The following is a 16841-nucleotide window of genomic DNA, read 5'->3' as shown; positions in this document are numbered from 1 at the left end:
CGAAGTCTATGCAATAACAATGTGGAACTGCTGTGGAAACCCGAAGAATACGTTCCTTTTGCCGTGTAGGGGCAGGGATTAGGGGGAGCCCGGGATTGTTTCGGATGCCCCCAGCAATGACACTGAACGAACTGATAATTGGCGGTGGCATTGGACTCCGGGGAGCTAAATTGATTTATAGTCCGTTTTTCCACAGGGGCGAGCGTGGCAGTAGTTCCAGGAGGGCCGCGCTTTTCCAATTGCTAGGACTTGATCGCTTGGCTTGCGGCCTCCTGACAGCGATGTTGGTTGTGCTGGCTGCTCTGGCAGTGCCGGTCCCGGCGTCGGCTGCCACCGGTGATGTTGGCGTTGAAGGTCCATCGCATACAGGAACGGACAGTCCCACGGGCACCAAGCGGGCCACCAGTTCGCTGTGGTTCACCGACGGCTCCTGGTGGGGCAACCTGTGGAGTTCGGCCACGTCGGATTTCCACATCTTCAGGTTCAATGCCGCGACGGGTTCCTGGGTGGATACGGGTGTGGCAACTGATCCCCGCCCAAGCACCCACCACGACGTGTTGTGGGACGGGAAGACGCTGTATGTGGCCAGCTACCGGTTCGTTAACGACGAGCTGCCGGCTGAGCCCAACTACCCCACAACATTGCGCCGCTACAGCTATGACTCGAGCACCAAAAAGTACAGCCTGCTGAGTTCCACCCAGATCAACAACTCCAAAGTTGAGGTCCTGACCATCGATAAGGACACCACTGGCAGGGTCTGGGCCACGTGGCAGCAGGGAAACAGGATCTACCTCAACGTGACCGCCACGGACGGCAAAACGTGGGGAACCCCCTTCCAGCATCCGGCATCGATGAGCAACGTCTCCGTGGATGACACGTCGGCCGTTATCGCGTTCGACGGGAAGATGGGCGTCATGTGGAGCCGGCAGGTCGGCGACTCCACCGATGGCATGTACTGGAGCTACCACGTCGACGGCGCCTCGACCACGTCCTGGAGCACTCCCGTTGCGGCAGTTTCGGGCCAGAGCAGCAGCGATGACCATATGAATCTGAAGTGGCTGGACTCCTCGGGTGGCAGGGTTTTCGCCGCTATCAAGACGTCCTACACGTCAGCATCCCAGCCCCTGATACAGCTCCTGGCACTCAGTGGAACCACGTGGTCGGCGCACACGATCGCAACCGTGGCGGAGTGTCCCAACCGCGTGATCGTGATGATTGACGAGAGCACCCAGCGGCTGCGTACTTTCGCCACCTATCCGAAACCTAGCGGCACGACGGATGCCGGTGTCTGCACCAGTACGGGAGGCGCGATCTACGAGAAGTCCACGCCGCTGGACAAGATCAGCTTCACCACCACCAAGACAGCCCGCATCGTGGACGCCGACCAATATGTGCACAACGTGACCTCGACCAAACAAAACCTCAACAGTGCCGACCGTGGCACGGCGAACAGCGGCCTGCTGGTGCTTGCGGATGCGAATGCGACCAGCCGGTACTGGCACTACTACGATCCGACCGGCGGCGGCAGCACTGATACGGCAGCCCCCACCGTGACGGCGACGTCTCCCGCTGCCGGTGCCACGGGTGTGGCAGTGGCGGCGAACGTGACCGGGACGTTCTCGGAGGCCATGACTGCCTCGACGATTACAGCGAACACGTTCACCTTGAAGACGGGGACGACGACGGTGCCGGCCGCCGTGTCGTACAACAGCACAGACAAAGTGGCCACATTGAACCCCAGTGCCGACCTGGCGGCCGGTTCGACGTACACGGCAACCATCACGGGCGGCGTGGCCGGGGTAAAGGATGCAGCAGGCAATCCCCTGGCATCGGACAGGACGTGGACCTTCACCACGGCTGCGCCCGCACCCGCGCAGACTCCCATTGCGGTGAAGGCGGCGTCACTCAACGGTGGGCTGGGAGCAGCCACCACCCCGGAGATCTACGGCCTGAAGGACAACGGCGGATACCAGTGTTTTGAACGCGGATGCATCCTCTACTCGCCGGCAACAGGGGCCCACATCTCGGTGGGGGCGATCCGCAGTCTTTGGGCGGCCACGGGGTTTGAAAACGGCGGGCTGGGATACCCGGTCACCGACGAAGTGGGCGGGCTCAGGGACGGCGGGGTGTACCAGAACTACCAGGGCGGCGCCATCATCTGGTCGCCGGCAACAGGGGCCCACATCTCGGTGGGGGCGATCCGCAGTCTTTGGGCGGCCACGGGGTTTGAAAACGGCGGGCTGGGATACCCGGTCACCGACGAAGTGGGCGGGCTCAGGGACGGCGGGGTGTACCAGAACTACCAGGGCGGCGCCATCATCTGGTCGCCGGCAACAGGGGCCCACATCTCCGTTGGCGGCATCCGTTCAATCTGGGCCTCCACAGGGTTTGAATCCGGCCGCCTCGGATACCCCACCAGTAACGAATACGCGACGGGCAATGACGGAAGCGTGGCCCAGAACTACCAGGGCGGCGTTATTCACTGGAGCCCGACCCGGTCCTACATCTCATGGTTTTAGCGACTGGACCGGTACATTGTCCGGTTGTTGTCCTGAAACCCCCTGCGACTTGGTAATGTCTGGCCATGCCCATCAAGCTGGAAAACGTCGGCATAGCCGTCCGCGACCTTGACGCGGCCATCGCGTTCTTTACCGATCTCGGACTCACCGTCCTGGGCCGGCAGACGGTCAGTGGAGAGTGGGCGGACACCGCCGTGGGCCTTGACGGGAACCACGCCAAAATCGCCATGCTCCAAACCCCGGACGGACACGGCCGCCTTGAGCTCTTCGAGTACATCCACCCCGCGGCGATCGAGACTCCACCCACGTTGCCCAACGAGATCGGCATGCACCGCGTCGCATTCTCAGTGGAGGACATCGACGCAGCACTTGAAATCGCGGCGAAGCACGGCTGCCACCCCCTGCGCGGTGTGGCCACCTACGAAGACGTCTACAAGCTGACCTACGTCCGGGGGCCCAGCGGCATCATCGTAATGCTCGCCGAGGAACTGAAGAAGGGCTGAGCGCCCGCTGCAATATACTCCCAACATGCCCTTCTCGCACCCAGCCCTCAATACCCATCGGTCCGTTACCGTGCTGCGCGGAGGCCAACTGTGAGCGGCGGCCTGGTTGCCCTGCTCGATGACGTTGCGGCCCTGGCCCGGATTGCGGCCGCCTCGGTGGACGACGTCGCGGCCGGCGCCGCCAAGGCCGGGGCCAAGGCCGCGGGCGTCGTGATCGACGACGCCGCCGTCACCCCGCAGTATGTGTCGGGCTCGGACCCGTCCCGTGAACTGCCGATGATCAAGAAGATCTTTTGGGGCTCCATCCGGAACAAGCTCCTGATCATCCTCCCGGCCCTGCTGCTCATCAGCGCGTTCGTCCCGGGAATCATCCCGTTCATCCTCATGCTGGGCGGCACCTACCTCTGCTACGAGGGCGCAGAAAAGGTCTGGCACAAACTCCGCGGCGGCCACGAAGAGGACGGGGATGCTCCGGCGGTGGACCGCGGGCACGACGCAGAGGCCAAGGTGGTCAAGGGCGCCATCACCACGGACTTCATCCTGTCCTGCGAAATCATGGTCATCTCCATGAACGAGGTTGCCGCCGAGTCCATCTGGGTCCGCGCGTTCATCCTGGTCATGGTCGCGTTCGCCATCACGGTGCTTGTCTATGGCGCGGTGGCACTCATCGTCAAGATGGACGACATCGGGGTCCATCTGGCTGCCAAGGACTCTCCCCGCGCCAAGCGCCTTGGGCATCTGCTGGTGAGGGGCATGCCCGCCGTGCTGACCACCATTACCTTGGTGGGAACAATCGCCATGCTGTGGGTGGGCGGGCACATCATGGTGCAGGGGGCACACGACCTCGGCTGGCATGCACCCTATGACCTGATCCATGCACTCGAGCACCCGGTGGCCGGGGTTGCGGTTGTGGGCGGCTTCCTGGCTTGGCTGGTCGACACCCTGTGCTCGGCAGTTATCGGTCTCGCCTGGGGCCTGGTAATCCTGGCAGTCGTAGGACCGCTGCTGAAAGTATTGCCGTTCGGCAAGGCCAAGGGCGGCCACGACGAGCACGCGGAAACGATCCGGGCCGAGGCCCCTGGCCCGGAGAAGCATGACGCCTGACGGACAGCGCGTACCTCGGGAGCGAACCCTAGAACGCGTAGCGGATGCGGCAGTAGGGAGTTAACTTCCCCATCAGTGTGGTGAGCTGCCGGACGTACCCCGCCTTCGCCCGCGCCCGGTACCGGACGTTGCTGAAACCGTTCGACGAGACCTTGGCTTCCTGGAGATCGGGACGCCACAGGACGTCTTCAGCCTGCGGATGCCAGCCCAGGTTGACCTGGTGCAGCTGGTCATTGTGCGTCAGGAAAATGACTTCCGCGGCCAGCTGCTCCTTGGCCGCCGGCGTCAGGGTCGAATCGAGTTGGCGCAGCAGCTGCTCCCAGTCCGAGAGCCAGGTGTCGGTGATGATGACGGGGGAGAAGTTCACATGCACCTGGTAGCCGGCCTCAACAAAGTCGTTGATGGCGGCCATCCGCTCCGCCACCGGCGACGTCCGGACGTCAATGGACTTCGCCAGGTCCGCGGGCATCAGCGAAAAGCGGATCCGGGTGTGCCCGCCGTGCTCCCAGTCCAGCATTGCCGGGTTGACGAACTTGGTGGCAAAGGACAGCTTCGCATTGGGCAGTTCGCGGAAAAGCGTGACAAGCTCCTCCACGTTGTCGCTGATCAGTGCATCGACCGAGCAGTCACTGTTTTCGCCGATGTCGTAGACCCAGAGTTCCGGGTCGCACTGGTTGGGCTCCAGCTTGATCCCCTGGCGAACGGCGTGCCGCTCAATGGCTCCGGCGATCTGGCCAATGTTGGCGAAGACCGTGACCGGATTGCTGTAGCCCTTGTGGCGCGGCACGTAGCAGTAGGCGCAGGCCATGGCGCAGCCGTTGGCTGTGGAGGGTGCGATGAAGTCTGCTGACCGCCCATTGGGCTTGACGGCCAGCGACTTCTTGACGCCAAGGACCAGCGCTTCTGTCTTGATCCGGGACCAGCGCGGGACGTTGGTTTCGTCACCATGCACGTCCGGAATGTTCCAATGGTTTTCGACCAGTACGACGTCGGCATCCGGCCAGCGTGCCACGATCTCCTGTCCCCGGGGCAGCTCCAACGCGGCGGGCTGGGCGTAGATGCGCCGGATCTGGAGCAGCCGATCGAATTCCATGACCTCATTCTCTCCGACACTCCGGGGCCGCAGGCCGCGGTGACGCCCACGGCATCAGCAGCAATTGCCCGCAGCAGGTTCCCGCGGAAAGTGCACTGCTCCGGCGGACGGTAGACTGGACTGTGCCGTTCTCCGGCCACGCTGCCCCAGCGTCCCTTACGTAGTACGTGCGCGGACCAGGGCGTTCCCTGTTGTGAAAGGCCTTACCTGCTGTGATTACTGTCCAGGATCTTGAACTGCGTGCCGGTGCCCGGCTCCTGATGGACCAGGTGAGCTTCCGCATCGATAAAGGTGACAAGATCGGCCTGGTGGGCCGGAACGGTGCCGGCAAGACCACGCTGACGCGTGTCCTTGCGGGCGAAGGCCTTCCCGCGGCCGGCAAGGTGACCCGCAGCGGTGAAATTGGCTACCTGCCCCAGGACCCGCGCACCCCTGACATGGAGCAGCTGGCACGGGACCGGATCCTCTCCGCCCGCGGCCTGGACATCGTGGTCGGGAAACTCCGCAAGGCGCATGACGAAATGGCAAGCGACGACGCCGACGTCCAGCGCAAGGCCATGAACCGGTACGACCGGCTGGAGTCCGAATTCCTCGCGGCCGGCGGTTATGCCGCCGAGGCCGAAGCTGCCTCCATCTGTTCCAACCTGGCACTCCCTGACCGCCTGCTGAACCAGCCGCTCAAAACACTTTCCGGTGGCCAGCGGCGCCGCGTGGAGCTCGCACGCATCCTCTATTCCGATGCCGAAACCATGCTCCTGGACGAACCCACGAACCACCTGGACGCCGATTCCATCGCCTGGCTGCGTGACTTCCTGAAAAACCACCAGGGCGGCCTGATCGTCATCAGCCACGACACCGACCTGCTGGAAGCAACCGTCAACAAAGTGTTCCTGCTGGACGCCAACCGTGCCCAGATCGATTTCTACAACATGGACTGGAAGCGGTACCTGCTGCAGCGGGAGACGGACGAGCGTGCCCGGAAGCGTGAACGGGCCAACGCAGAGAAGAAGGCACAGGTCCTCATGGACCAGGCCAACAAGATGCGTGCGAAGGCCACCAAGGCCGTGGCCGCACAGAACATGGCCAAGCGCGCCGAGCGGCTGCTCAGCGGACTGGAAGCCGTCCGCGAGCAGGACCGCGTAGCAGCCCTCCGGTTCCCGGACCCGTCACCCTGCGGCAAGACCCCGCTTACCGCCGACGGTCTCAGCAAGTCCTACGGCTCGCTGGAGATCTTCACCGACGTGGACCTGGCCATCGACCGAGGTTCCAAGGTGGTCATCCTGGGCCTCAACGGCGCCGGCAAGACCACGCTGCTGCGCATGCTCGCGGGGGTGGACACCCCTGATACCGGCGAAGTCATCCCGGGCCACGGGCTGAAGGTGGGCTACTACGCGCAGGAACACGAAACCCTGGACCACGACCGCACGGTGCTTGAGAACATGCGTTCCGCTGCGCCGGACATGAAGGACGCCGAGGTGCGCGGCATCCTCGGTTCCTTCCTCTTCTCCGGCGACGACGTCGACAAGCCGGCAGGCGTGCTCTCCGGCGGCGAGAAGACGCGCCTGGCCCTGGCCACCATCGTGGCCTCCAGCGCCAACGTCCTCCTCCTCGACGAACCCACCAACAACCTGGACCCCGCCAGCCGCGCCGAAATCCTCGGCGCCCTGCGCAACTACACCGGCGCCGTCGTCCTGGTCAGCCACGACGAGGGCGCTGTTGAAGCCCTGAACCCCGAACGCGTGGTCATGCTTCCCGATGGCGTCGAAGACCTCTGGAACGAGGACTACCTGGACCTGATCACCCTGGCCTAGCGCACCTTCAGCTCCAGGGCGCCGGTGATCCTCCGGAGCTGGGCGTAGGTGATGCTGAACATTGACTGGTGGTCCCCTGCTCCGGCCCAGAGGGTTTCGTGCTCCTGGAGGCTCAAGTCCAGCAGGGTCCTGATTCGCTTCGGGTGGCCGACCGGGGCTACCCCGCCTACCTCCTGGCCGGTATGTTCCAGGACGAAGGCAGGGGAGGCGCGCCGGATCCGGCCCTGGGCCAATTGCCCGGCCACGAGCTTTGTATCGACGCGCGCGGCACCGCTTGCGAGGATCAGCAGCGGCTCACCGTTGAGGTCGAAGACCAGGCTGTTGGTGATGGCCGCCAGATCGCACTCCAGAGCTTTTGCAGCCGCCGCCGCCGTCGGCACCCCGGCTTCAAAGGTCCGCACCGTGTCGCCGACTCCGGCACCCACCAAGGCCGCCCGCACCAAGGCGACAGGGCCGCCGTCGTCCGTGGTCATGCCTCAGTACCCCTGTGCGTCCAGGAGGGCGTCTTCTTCCTCCTCCGCCGTGGCCCTCTTGCGCTTGCGCGGCGGGGCCGGCCGGCGGCGGGAGGCGGGGACGGCTGAATGCACGGCGCCGTCCGGCAGAGCCTCTTCCTCCTCCTCGGCGTCGATCGCTGCATTGCGGGCCTGCTGCCGGGCCGCGTAACCGAAGCCGACGAACATGAGCACGCCGAAGGCGAACCACTGCAGTGAATAGGACAAGTGTGTGCCCTCGTCCGTGGACGGCTTGGGGAACGCGACGGGCATGTCGGCGGACGGCGGCGTCTCCGACGCAAGCTGGCCGTAGGCCCCCGTGAGCAGGGGATAGCCCAGCTGCGCGGCGTACGTGGGCAGGTCGATCGATGCGAGCTGGCCTTCGGGCGCCCCGCGCTGAAGTTCCGGCTCGCCGTGCTTCAGGCGGACGACGGCGGTGACCTCACCGGACGGGGGTGCCGGCACCGAATCCGGGCTGCCCGGGTTCTTGTTTCCGATGGGCAGCCAGCCGCGGTCGATAACGACGGTTTCGCCGGTGGCCAGGCGGAAGGGGACCACCACCTCGTACCCCGGCTGCCCGTTGAGCGGGCGGTTGCGGACAATCCGCTGGCCGGCGGCATCGTAGGAGCCCTTCAGCTCAACCTGGGTCCACTCCTTGGCCGGGTCCAGCTGGTTGAACTGGTCCCGTGCCTGCGTGAAGGGGATGGGTGTGGCCGAGTAGTTGCTGACAACGCGGTTGATCTCGGCCAGCGTCTCGGCGCGGCGGTCCATCTGCCAGCGGCCCAGGAAGACGCATGCGGTGGCAAAGATCGCGGCCAGCAGGAGATAGCCCAGCCATTTGCTGGAAAAGAGGAAGCGGTACATTCAGATGTCCTGCTCGGGTGAACCGTCGTCGCCTGGGCGCAGGGGAAGCGTTTCCTTCCAGAGCCCCCGCGTCTGCAGGTAGTCCTCCAGCCAGTCCCGGTGGTCTGCGCAGGCCAGCCAAATCTTGCGGCGTTCAGGCGCATGAATCCTGGGATTGTTCCAGAGGAGCTGCCAGGACGCCTGGGCCCTGCAAGCCTTCCGTGAGCAGATGGCGGCCGTTTCGGATGCCAGGTCCGATCCTGCTGCAAAATCGAAAATGCTCATGATGCCTGCCGCTCCTCCCCGGGCCCGGGCTCCTCATCCTTCACCAGTTCGCCCTGGAGCACAGCGCTTCCCGGCTGGTCTTCCGTATCCGGGAGAACCGGGCTTTCAATCTCGGCCAGGGGAGCGGAATCCAGCAGCAAATCGCTGTGGGCCTCAGCCTTGTCGCTCCCGTTGGCGATGACCACCGCAATCCAGGGCAGGAACACCGCGCCCGCCACGGCAATGATCTTGAACCAGCCGTCCACCACGAAGATCAGGATCAGGCACACCATGCGGATCCCCATCGCCAGGGCGTACTTGATCATCCGCTGGCGCATGTCCTCAGAGTGCGCGCCGGCAGCGTCGGTAATGCTGTGGACCTCGGTGTCGCCGGAGAACCGGCCCGGTTCTTCGGGCGCGGAATGTCCCGCATGGTTTTCAAGGGTCACGGTGAATGATCACGCTCCAAAGGCTTCCCTCAATTCTCGCACCATCGGCAGTGCTGCCCAAACCCGCAGCGGGCCTGCCGCTAAGATCGGAGGCAGTCCAAACCACACCCGCTACCGCGGCGCAGCCTGCCGCAGAATCCGGAGCCCCTCTATGACTGAAACAGCTTCCGCGCCCCGCAGCGTCCTGATCACAGGCGGCAACCGCGGCATCGGCTTGGCCATCGCCCAGGCGTTCCTGGCCAACGGTGACAAGGTGGCGGTGACCTACCGCAGCGAAACCCAGCTGCCTGACGGCATTCTCGGGGTCAAGGCGGACGTCACCGATGAGGCTTCCGTTGACGCAGCGTTCAAAGAAGTGGAGGCTGCCCACGGCCCGGTGGAAGTGCTGGTGGCCAACGCCGGGATCACCAAGGACACCCTGCTCCTGCGCATGAGCGAGGACGACTTCACCTCCGTCATCGACACCAACCTGACCGGCGCCTTCCGTGTCATCAAGCGTGCCTCCAAGGGCATGATCCGGCTTCGCAAGGGCCGCGTGGTCCTGATCTCGTCCGTCTCCGGGCTCTACGGCGCCCCGGGCCAGATCAACTACTCCGCCTCCAAAGCCGGCCTGGTGGGCATCGCCCGGTCCCTCACCCGCGAACTCGGCTCCCGCGGCATCACGGCCAACGTGGTCGCTCCCGGCTTCATCAACACCGACATGACCGCCGAGCTCCCCGAAGCCACCCAGAAGGACTACCTGGCCAGCATCCCCGCCGGGCGCTTTGCCGAAGCGTCCGAGGTGGCCAACGTGGTCCGGTGGATCGCCAGCGACGAGGCCGCCTACATCTCCGGCGCGGTCATCCCCGTGGACGGCGGCCTGGGCATGGGCCACTGACTCGTCCGGACCTTGCCCCTGCAGGAAACTAGCCGGGCGGCGCTTATTTGTCGGAGCCGCACAAGGGATATCGGCAACAGCCGCTGGCATGATGGACTGCAGACCACAACGATTTAGATGTTTTGAACAAAGGAAGCTCGAATGGGACTGCTGGACAACAAGACGGCCATCGTCACGGGATCATCGCGGGGCATCGGCGCCGACGTAGCAAAGATCCTCGCCTCGGAGGGGGCCGCCGTCGTGGTCAACTACCGCCAGAAGGCGCCCCGCGCCAACAAGGTGGTGCAGGGAATTGAAGCCGCCGGCGGACGCGCTGTCGCCGTCGGCGCCGACCTCACCACGCAGGAGGGCGTGCAGGCCCTCGCCAGTGCCGCCATGGAGAACTTCGGATCGCTGGACATCCTGGTGCTGAACGCCTCCGGCGGCATGGAAACCGGCATGGGGGAGGACTACGCCCTGAAGCTCAACCGCGACGCCCAGGTGAACATGCTCAACGCTGCAGTGCCCCTGATGAAGGAAGGTTCCCGCGTGGTGTTCGTCACCAGCCACCAGGCCCACTTCATCAACACCGTCCCCACCATGCCGGCCTATGAGCCCGTGGCCCGCAGCAAGCGCGCCGGCGAGGATGCCCTGCGCGGCCTGATCCCCAACCTGGCGGAGAAGGGCATCTCCCTGGTGGTGGTGTCCGGCGACATGATCGAAGGCACCGTCACCGCCACGCTCCTGGACCGCTCCACCCCGGGCGCCATTGAGGCCCGCCGCGCGGAAGCCGGGAAACTGTATTCCGTGGAGGAGTTCGCCCAGGTGGTGGCCGGCATGGCAACGGCCGACGTCGAATCCGGCCACACCGAGTACGCCGGCGGAGCCGACTACTTCGGCAAGGGCGCCCAGCAGCCTTCCAGCTAGGTACCAGGAACGTGGCTCCCGCTGCCGGGCAATTCGGCGGCGGGAGCCACAGCCATTTAAGGCGCCAGCAGGGTCAGACGCCGGCCACGTGGCGGACGGCGTCCAGGTACGGCATGTTCAGGGCTGCGTCGGCCACGGCGCGCACGGCAGGCTTGGCGTTGAACGCCACCCCGATCCCCGCAGCGCCGAGCATGTCCAGGTCGTTGGCGCCGTCGCCTACAGCCACGGTGTGCTCCAGGGCGATGTCCTCCGCCGCGGCCCACTCCCGCAGGTACTTCTCCTTGGCGGCCCTGTCCACCACCGCGCCCAGCACCCTGCCGGTCAGCACGCCGTCAACGATTTCAAGTTCATTGGCCTGCCAGTAGTCCAGGCCCAGGTCGGCGGCAATCGGCTCAAGGATCTGGTTGAACCCGCCGGAGACCACGGCCACAACGTGGCCGGCCGCCTTGAACGCCGCCACCAACTCCCCGGCGCCTTCGCTGAGCTTCACTTCGTGGCGCACGGAATGGACGACGTCGGCCGGCAGCCCCGCGAGCACCGCCACCCGGGCGTGCAGGCTCTGGGCGAAGTCCAGTTCGCCGCGCATGGCAGCTTCCGTGACAGCCGCGACTTCCTCGCGTTTGCCGGCGTAGGCGGCCAGGAGTTCGATGACCTCCTGCTGGATCAGGGTGGAATCCACATCCATGATCAGCAGCTTCCGGGCAGCGGCCCGAAGACCGGCTGGAACAAGCGCCGTGTCGAAATCTCCGGTCGCGGCGTCCGCCACGGACCGGCGCAGGGCGGCGAGCGCCGCCGCGGTCACGTCCGGAAGGGCCAGTTCGAGGATGCGGACCTGGTACCGGTCGTCCGCCGGAGACGATTCGGACACCACCTGGGCGCCGTGCGATGCAAGGACGGAACGCAGCTCCTCCAGCCCGGTGGGGGTCACATTGAGGCCATAGCTGACCGCAGTCACGTTCGAAGTCATGCCTGCAATCTTAGCCAGCGCCGACCGGACGACCGGAATTCGTTGCGGACAGGCGGATAGCGCCGGCACTGCTGCCGGGCCTACCATAATCGTGGCTGGGTTTCCGACGGACGCGTCCTGACACCAGGAGACACAGATGGACCAGCCAACCACGATTCCCGGCGACAGGACCGCAGCAGTGTGCGCCTACGCCGCGGCAGCCGCCGGAGCCCTGGGCGCGGTGACCCTGGGGGCCATGTACGCCGTCGAGGTCCCCCGGGGCGGCCCTTACGTATTCGGCACCATCAACGACGCCACCGGCGCTGCGTTCAACGTGCTGGCCATTCCGGTCATCCTTCAAGTCCACCGAAGGGCGCCCCGTGCGGTGTGGACGGAGCCAATGACCTGGCTCACGGTTTCAGCCTGCGCTGCAGGTGCTGCCAGTTCCGCACTGCTTGTCCTGAGATTGCTTGATTTCAACACTTCCACCGCTGTTTCCGTCGCGTCCATCACCCTGCAGGGCGCGTGGTTCCTGGCCATCCACGCCCGGCTGCGCAGGGTGGAGGACTATCCGCGCAGCCTGTCCGGATTGGGGCGCGCCATCGGCGGTGGAATGCTGTTTGGATTTGCCTTGGCTGCAGCAGGCTTCTCCGTGGAGCGGCCGGCGTGGCTGCGGACGGCACTGATGGCGGCCGGGGCAGCGGCGGCGGGCGCAGCGTGGCTGGCCTGGCCCTACTGGTATTACAGGGCAGGGCAGTACCTGGGCGGCAGGCTGCGTTCCGGAACTGTGCCGGCGGCCGGAGCCCAGGACGGCGGTTGAGGGCAAAGCCGGCGCCAGCCGGAGACTGCCACTTAGGGGGCCTTCACACCGGTTATCAGTCATCTTGTTTTTTGTCCTAGTGTCTACTCCTATGAGTGATGTTCTGGAACTGGACTCCGTCAGCGTTGTCCGAGGTAAGAAAACCCTGCTGGACAAGGTTGACTGGCAGGTCAATGAAGGCGAACGATGGGTCATCCTGGGCCCCAACGGCGCCGGCAAAACCACCCTCCTCCAGATCGCGGCGGCCCGGCTCCACCCGAGCAGCGGCACCGCGGGCATCCTCGACGAAGTCCTGGGCCGCGTCGACGTCTTCGAACTCCGCCCGCGCATCGGCCTCTCGTCCGCAGCCCTCGCCACCCAGATCCCCGAACAGGAGAACGTCCTGAACGTGGTGGTCACCGCGGCCTACGGCGTCACCGGCCGCTGGCGCGAAGGCTACGAGCGCGACGACGAACGCCGCGCGTTCCGACTGCTGAACGACTGGGGCATGGGGCCGCTCCTCAACAGGACCTTCGCCACCCTGTCCGAAGGCGAGCGCAAGCGCGTCCAGATCGCCCGGGCCCTCATGACGGACCCCGAACTGCTCCTCCTGGACGAGCCGGGCGCCGGCCTGGACCTGGGCGGCCGCGAAGAGCTGGTCCACAAGCTGGGCGAACTCGCCAGCGACGAGGCCGCGCCGGCCATGGTCCTGGTCACGCACCACCTCGAGGAAGTCCCTCCGGGTTTCACGCACGCCATGCTGCTGCGTGACGGCGGCGTGGTGGCCGCCGGTCCCATCACCAAGGTGCTGACCGAAGAGCACCTGAGCACCACCTTCGGCCTGCCGCTGTCGGTGACCGAAAACGCCGGGCGCTACACCGCCACAGCCCGCCGCTAGAGCCGGCCTGCGCCAACTACCGTGGAACTCTTCAGCAGCATCATTGTGTTCATCGCCGGCCTGTGGGCGGGCACCATCAACGCGGTGGTCGGGTCCGGCACCCTGGTCACCTTCCCGGTGCTCATCGCCCTGGGCGTGGCCCCGGTGGTGGCCTCCATGAGCAATGCCATGGGCCTGGTGGCGGGGACCGCTGCCGGCGCCTTCGGGTACCGGCGCGAGCTGGCCGGCCGGGGACGGCAGGTGCTGCGCCTGCTGCCGGCATCGGTCCTGGGCGGCGTCTCCGGCGCCTGGCTGCTGCTGCACCTGCCGGAGAAGGTGTTCCACTACGTTGCGCCGGTCCTCCTGGTCCTGGCGCTGCTGATGGTGGTGTTCCAGCCGCGGCTCCAGGACTGGGTGCGCAACCGCGAGGCCAACCCGGAGCACGCCGTCCGGGACAAGCGCCACGGGATCCTCCTCATAGTGCTGGTGTACCTTGCCGGCGTGTACGGCGGCTACTTCGTGGCTGCCCAGGGAATCCTGCTGGTCGGAATCCTTGGTGTCTTCCTCACCGGCACCATCCAGAACGCCAACGCCATGAAGAACATCCTGGTGCTCGGCGTCAACATGGTGGCGGCCATCTCCTACCTGCTGTTCGCCTTCGACCGGATCAACTGGCTGGTGGTGCTGCTCATTGCGGTCAGCTCCACCATCGGCGGCCTGCTGGGCTCGAAGGTAGGCCGGAAGCTTTCGCCGCGCGTCCTCCGCGCGGTGATCTTCAGCCTGGGCATCGTGGCGCTGGCCGTCATGACCGCCAACCTGCTGAAATAATCACCCGGTGACCTTCCACTACCTCGACTCTGCCGATGACCCGCGGGTCAGCGACTACACCACCCTGACGGACGTACACCTCCGCAAGCTCCGCGAACCCGCCGAGGGAATGTACATCGCCGAGTCGTCGCGGGTCCTTCGCAGGGCGCTGGCTGCGGGCCACCAGCCGCGCTCCTTCTTCCTGGCGGAGAAGTGGATGGCGGACCTCGGCGACGTCTTCAAGGCATATCCCGACGTCCCGGCCTTCATTGGCTCGGCAGCCCTGCTGGAGGAAATCACGGGTTTCCACCTGCACCGCGGCGCCATGGCGGCCATGCAGCGCCCTGCGCCGGTGCCGCTGCCGGATCTCCTGGCCGGAGCGCGGCGCGTGGCCGTGCTGGAGGACATCGTGGACCACACCAATGTGGGCGCCATCTTCCGTTCTGCCGCGGCGCTGGACATCGACGCCGTCCTGGTCTCACCCCGGTGCGGGGACCCGCTGTACCGGCGCAGCGTCAGGGTCAGCATGGGCACGGTGTTCCAGGTTCCCTGGGCGCGCCTGCAGGACTGGCCGGGCGACCTCCAGGTGCTCAAGGACCACGGCTTCACGGTTGCCGCACTGGAGCTGACGCCGGACGCGGAGGACGTCGACGCCGTCGCCTCGCGCAACGTGGACAGGCTCGCCCTGGTGCTTGGCACCGAAGGCGCCGGCATGAGCCCCCAGACCCTCGCCGCCGTCGACCTCGCCGTCAAAATCCCCATGCGCAACGGTGTGGATTCCCTCAATGTTGCTGCCGCCTCGGCCGTGGCGTTCTGGGAGCTCCGGGCGCGGTAGGGGTAGGCGAAGCCGCAGGTGAACCGGTTCGTCAGCCCCTCCCGCATCCGCTATGATGGATAGCTGGTTGTCCTGCTTTTTCAGCTTCGGCTGATGCAACAGATCCCAGCCATCCCATTCATACCTGGCAGCTGGCAAAATCCAGCTGCGCGAACAAAGGTCCCATTATGAAGTCTGATACACACCCGAAGTATGAAGCTGTTGTCTTCAACGACCTGGCCTCCGGCACCAAGTTCCTGACCCGCTCCACCGTGTCTTCCAACAAGACCATCGAGTGGGAAGACGGCAACACCTACCCGGTCATCGACGTCGAAATCTCTTCCGAGTCCCACCCGTTCTACACGGGCAAGCAGCGCATCATGGACTCTGCAGGCCGCGTCGAGCGCTTCAACGCTCGCTTCAAGGGCTTCGGCGGCAAGAAGTAAACTTCTTCCCCAAGGTCTGATGGAATGCCCGCACCGGCAACGGCGCGGGCATTCCGCTTTTAACCGTGCACCCGTTTTCTGGGGCAGGATGGAAAGCATGACCGAGCCGCATATTCCTGCCCATGATGCCGCCAGCAACCAGCGCCTGCACGGCGAGTACAAGGTTCCGGGCGGCAAGCTCGTGGTGGTTGACCTGGCCGTGGTGGACGGTGCCTTGTCCGGCGTCTCCGTCAGCGGGGACTTTTTCCTGGAGCCGGACGAGGCACTGGAGGACATTAACCGCGCACTGACCGGCCTGCCGGACACCACGCCCGCCAAGGACCTCGCAGCCGCCGTCACGGCCGCACTGCCGGCCGGAGCCGTGCTGTTCGGCTTCTCCGCGGACGCCGTTGCCGTCACCGTCCGCCGTGCCCTGGCCAAGGCAACCTCCTGGGGAGACCACGAGTGGAACGTCATTGCGCCTACCGTGCTTCCCACCGAAATCAACGTTGCCCTGGACGAGGTGCTCACCGAGGCCGTCGGCGCGGGGGCTCGCACGCCCACGCTGCGGTTCTGGGACTGGCAGGAGCCGTCCGTGGTCATCGGCAGTTTCCAGTCCGTGCAGAACGAGGTGGACCCCGACGGCGTCGCCAGGCATGGCATCAACGTGGTCCGCCGGATCAGCGGCGGGGGAGCGATGTTCATGGAGGCCGGCAACTGCATCACGTATTCGCTCTACCTGCCGCAGACCCTGGTGGACGGGCTCAGCTTCGCCGACTCCTACCCCTTCCTGGACGCGTGGGTCATGGCCGCACTGGAACGGCTTGGCATCAACGCCTTCTACATCCCGCTTAATGACATTGCCACGGACCAGGGAAAAATCGGCGGCGCCGCACAGAAGCGCCTGGCCAATGGCGGCATGCTCCACCATGTCACCATGAGCTATGACATCGACGCCGACAAAATGGTGGAGGTCCTGCGGATCGGCAAGGAGAAGCTCTCCGACAAGGGCACCCGCAGCGCCAAGAAGCGGGTGGACCCGCTGCGGCGCCAGACGGGCCTGGCACGCACGGCGATCATCGAGGCGATGATGGCGGTCTTCAGCGAGCGTTACGGGGCAACGCCGTCAGAGCTGGCGGGACACGAACTGGCGGCCGCCGAGGAACGGGTGGCCGCCAAGTTCGGTACCAGGGAATGGCTCCACCGGGTCCCGTAACCGGGCAGCGCCCTGGCCTTAGGGTTCGATGCGCGGGGACTGCCCGTGCGCACCGGCCCCGGCCTTCACTGCGCAAGGCGGGTCCATTGGCACCGCC

Annotated in this window: 18 protein-coding genes; 12 read left to right on the top strand and 6 right to left on the bottom strand. The window is 65.6% G+C overall.

Features of this window, described 5'->3' with window-relative positions; genetic code table 11:
* Positions 1-281: 281 nt before the first annotated feature.
* The 3 genes from ACV095_RS10305 to ACV095_RS10295 all read left to right on the top strand — a co-directional run bounded on the left by ACV095_RS10305 (position 282) and on the right by ACV095_RS10295 (position 4126).
* The gene (locus tag ACV095_RS10305) at positions 282-2519 is read left to right on the top strand and encodes an Ig-like domain-containing protein (RefSeq protein ID WP_478223385.1); all 2238 of its coding nucleotides are present in this window, start codon (positions 282-284) and stop codon (positions 2517-2519) included.
* Positions 2520-2584: 65 nt separating this feature from the next.
* A complete protein-coding gene (locus ACV095_RS10300; RefSeq protein WP_134164756.1) occupies positions 2585-3022 on the top strand; it encodes a VOC family protein in 438 nt (145 codons plus the stop codon).
* A 90-nt stretch (positions 3023-3112) separates the two neighbouring features.
* Positions 3113-4126: a DUF808 domain-containing protein gene (locus tag ACV095_RS10295; protein ID WP_268003127.1), complete on the top strand. Its 1014-nt coding sequence runs from the start codon at positions 3113-3115 to the stop codon at positions 4124-4126.
* A 28-nt stretch (positions 4127-4154) separates the two neighbouring features.
* Here ACV095_RS10295 and ACV095_RS10290 read toward each other — a convergent pair whose 3' ends face one another.
* A complete protein-coding gene (locus ACV095_RS10290) occupies positions 4155-5219 on the bottom strand; it encodes a spore photoproduct lyase family protein (RefSeq protein ID WP_018771171.1) in 1065 nt (354 codons plus the stop codon).
* A 212-nt stretch (positions 5220-5431) separates the two neighbouring features.
* Here ACV095_RS10290 and ACV095_RS10285 point away from each other — a divergent pair, with 212 nt between their 5' ends.
* The gene (locus tag ACV095_RS10285; RefSeq protein WP_056390270.1) at positions 5432-7030 is read left to right on the top strand and encodes an ABC-F family ATP-binding cassette domain-containing protein; all 1599 of its coding nucleotides are present in this window, start codon (positions 5432-5434) and stop codon (positions 7028-7030) included.
* Here the strand turns inward: ACV095_RS10285 and ACV095_RS10280 are convergent.
* The 4 genes from ACV095_RS10280 to ACV095_RS10265 are packed head-to-tail and all read right to left on the bottom strand — an operon-like array spanning position 7027 to position 9077.
* The gene (locus ACV095_RS10280) at positions 7027-7503 is read right to left on the bottom strand and encodes a YbaK/EbsC family protein (RefSeq protein WP_268003128.1); all 477 of its coding nucleotides are present in this window, start codon (positions 7501-7503) and stop codon (positions 7027-7029) included. The genes ACV095_RS10285 and ACV095_RS10280 overlap by 4 nt on opposite strands.
* 3 nt (positions 7504-7506) lie before the next feature.
* Positions 7507-8385 carry an SURF1 family cytochrome oxidase biogenesis protein gene (locus ACV095_RS10275; protein ID WP_018771168.1) on the bottom strand — a complete coding sequence of 293 codons (879 nt, stop codon included), beginning with the start codon at positions 8383-8385 and terminating at the stop codon, positions 7507-7509.
* Positions 8386-8649, bottom strand: coding sequence for a hypothetical protein (locus tag ACV095_RS10270; protein WP_134164754.1), 264 nt, complete (start codon positions 8647-8649; stop codon positions 8386-8388).
* Positions 8646-9077 carry a DUF3099 domain-containing protein gene (locus ACV095_RS10265; RefSeq protein ID WP_018771166.1) on the bottom strand — a complete coding sequence of 144 codons (432 nt, stop codon included), beginning with the start codon at positions 9075-9077 and terminating at the stop codon, positions 8646-8648. Before ACV095_RS10265 ends, ACV095_RS10270 begins: the two co-directional genes overlap by 4 nt.
* Positions 9078-9228: 151 nt before the next feature.
* On the opposite strand from ACV095_RS10265, the gene ACV095_RS10260 reads away from it, so the two are divergent.
* Together ACV095_RS10260 and ACV095_RS10255 are read left to right on the top strand one after the other, a co-directional pair.
* Positions 9229-9954, top strand: a complete 726-nt coding sequence (locus ACV095_RS10260; protein WP_018771165.1) for a beta-ketoacyl-ACP reductase — start codon at positions 9229-9231, stop codon at positions 9952-9954.
* 141 nt (positions 9955-10095) lie between these two features.
* Positions 10096-10860: an SDR family oxidoreductase gene (locus ACV095_RS10255; protein WP_018771164.1), complete on the top strand. Its 765-nt coding sequence runs from the start codon at positions 10096-10098 to the stop codon at positions 10858-10860.
* 73 nt (positions 10861-10933) lie between these two features.
* On the opposite strand, the gene serB is transcribed toward ACV095_RS10255, so the two are convergent.
* Positions 10934-11827: a phosphoserine phosphatase SerB gene (serB, locus tag ACV095_RS10250; RefSeq protein ID WP_478223384.1), complete on the bottom strand. Its 894-nt coding sequence runs from the start codon at positions 11825-11827 to the stop codon at positions 10934-10936.
* Positions 11828-11963: 136 nt separating this feature from the next.
* On the opposite strand from serB, the gene ACV095_RS10245 reads away from it, so the two are divergent.
* The 6 genes from ACV095_RS10245 to ACV095_RS10220 all read left to right on the top strand — a co-directional run bounded on the left by ACV095_RS10245 (position 11964) and on the right by ACV095_RS10220 (position 16744).
* The gene (locus ACV095_RS10245) at positions 11964-12626 is read left to right on the top strand and encodes a hypothetical protein (RefSeq protein ID WP_478223383.1); all 663 of its coding nucleotides are present in this window, start codon (positions 11964-11966) and stop codon (positions 12624-12626) included.
* A gap of 91 nt (positions 12627-12717) precedes the next feature.
* Positions 12718-13503, top strand: coding sequence for an ABC transporter ATP-binding protein (locus tag ACV095_RS10240; protein ID WP_268003135.1), 786 nt, complete (start codon positions 12718-12720; stop codon positions 13501-13503).
* A 21-nt stretch (positions 13504-13524) separates the two neighbouring features.
* Positions 13525-14310, top strand: a complete 786-nt coding sequence (locus ACV095_RS10235; protein WP_056390288.1) for a sulfite exporter TauE/SafE family protein — start codon at positions 13525-13527, stop codon at positions 14308-14310.
* Positions 14311-14317: 7 nt separating this feature from the next.
* A complete protein-coding gene (locus ACV095_RS10230; protein ID WP_478223382.1) occupies positions 14318-15124 on the top strand; it encodes a TrmH family RNA methyltransferase in 807 nt (268 codons plus the stop codon).
* A 167-nt stretch (positions 15125-15291) separates the two neighbouring features.
* Entirely contained in the window at positions 15292-15549 is a 258-nt protein-coding gene (locus ACV095_RS10225) for a type B 50S ribosomal protein L31 (protein WP_018771158.1), read from the top strand.
* A 97-nt stretch (positions 15550-15646) separates the two neighbouring features.
* On the top strand, positions 15647-16744 hold the full coding sequence (locus ACV095_RS10220) for a lipoate-protein ligase LplAB (protein ID WP_018771157.1): 1098 nt from the start codon (positions 15647-15649) through the stop codon (positions 16742-16744).
* The last annotated feature ends 97 nt before the right edge of the window (positions 16745-16841 follow it).

It is taken from the genome of Arthrobacter sp. JDC6, from assembly GCF_056484025.1.
The sequence above is the reverse complement of the archived record's forward strand: the minus strand, read 5'-3'. Positions and strand labels throughout refer to the sequence as shown.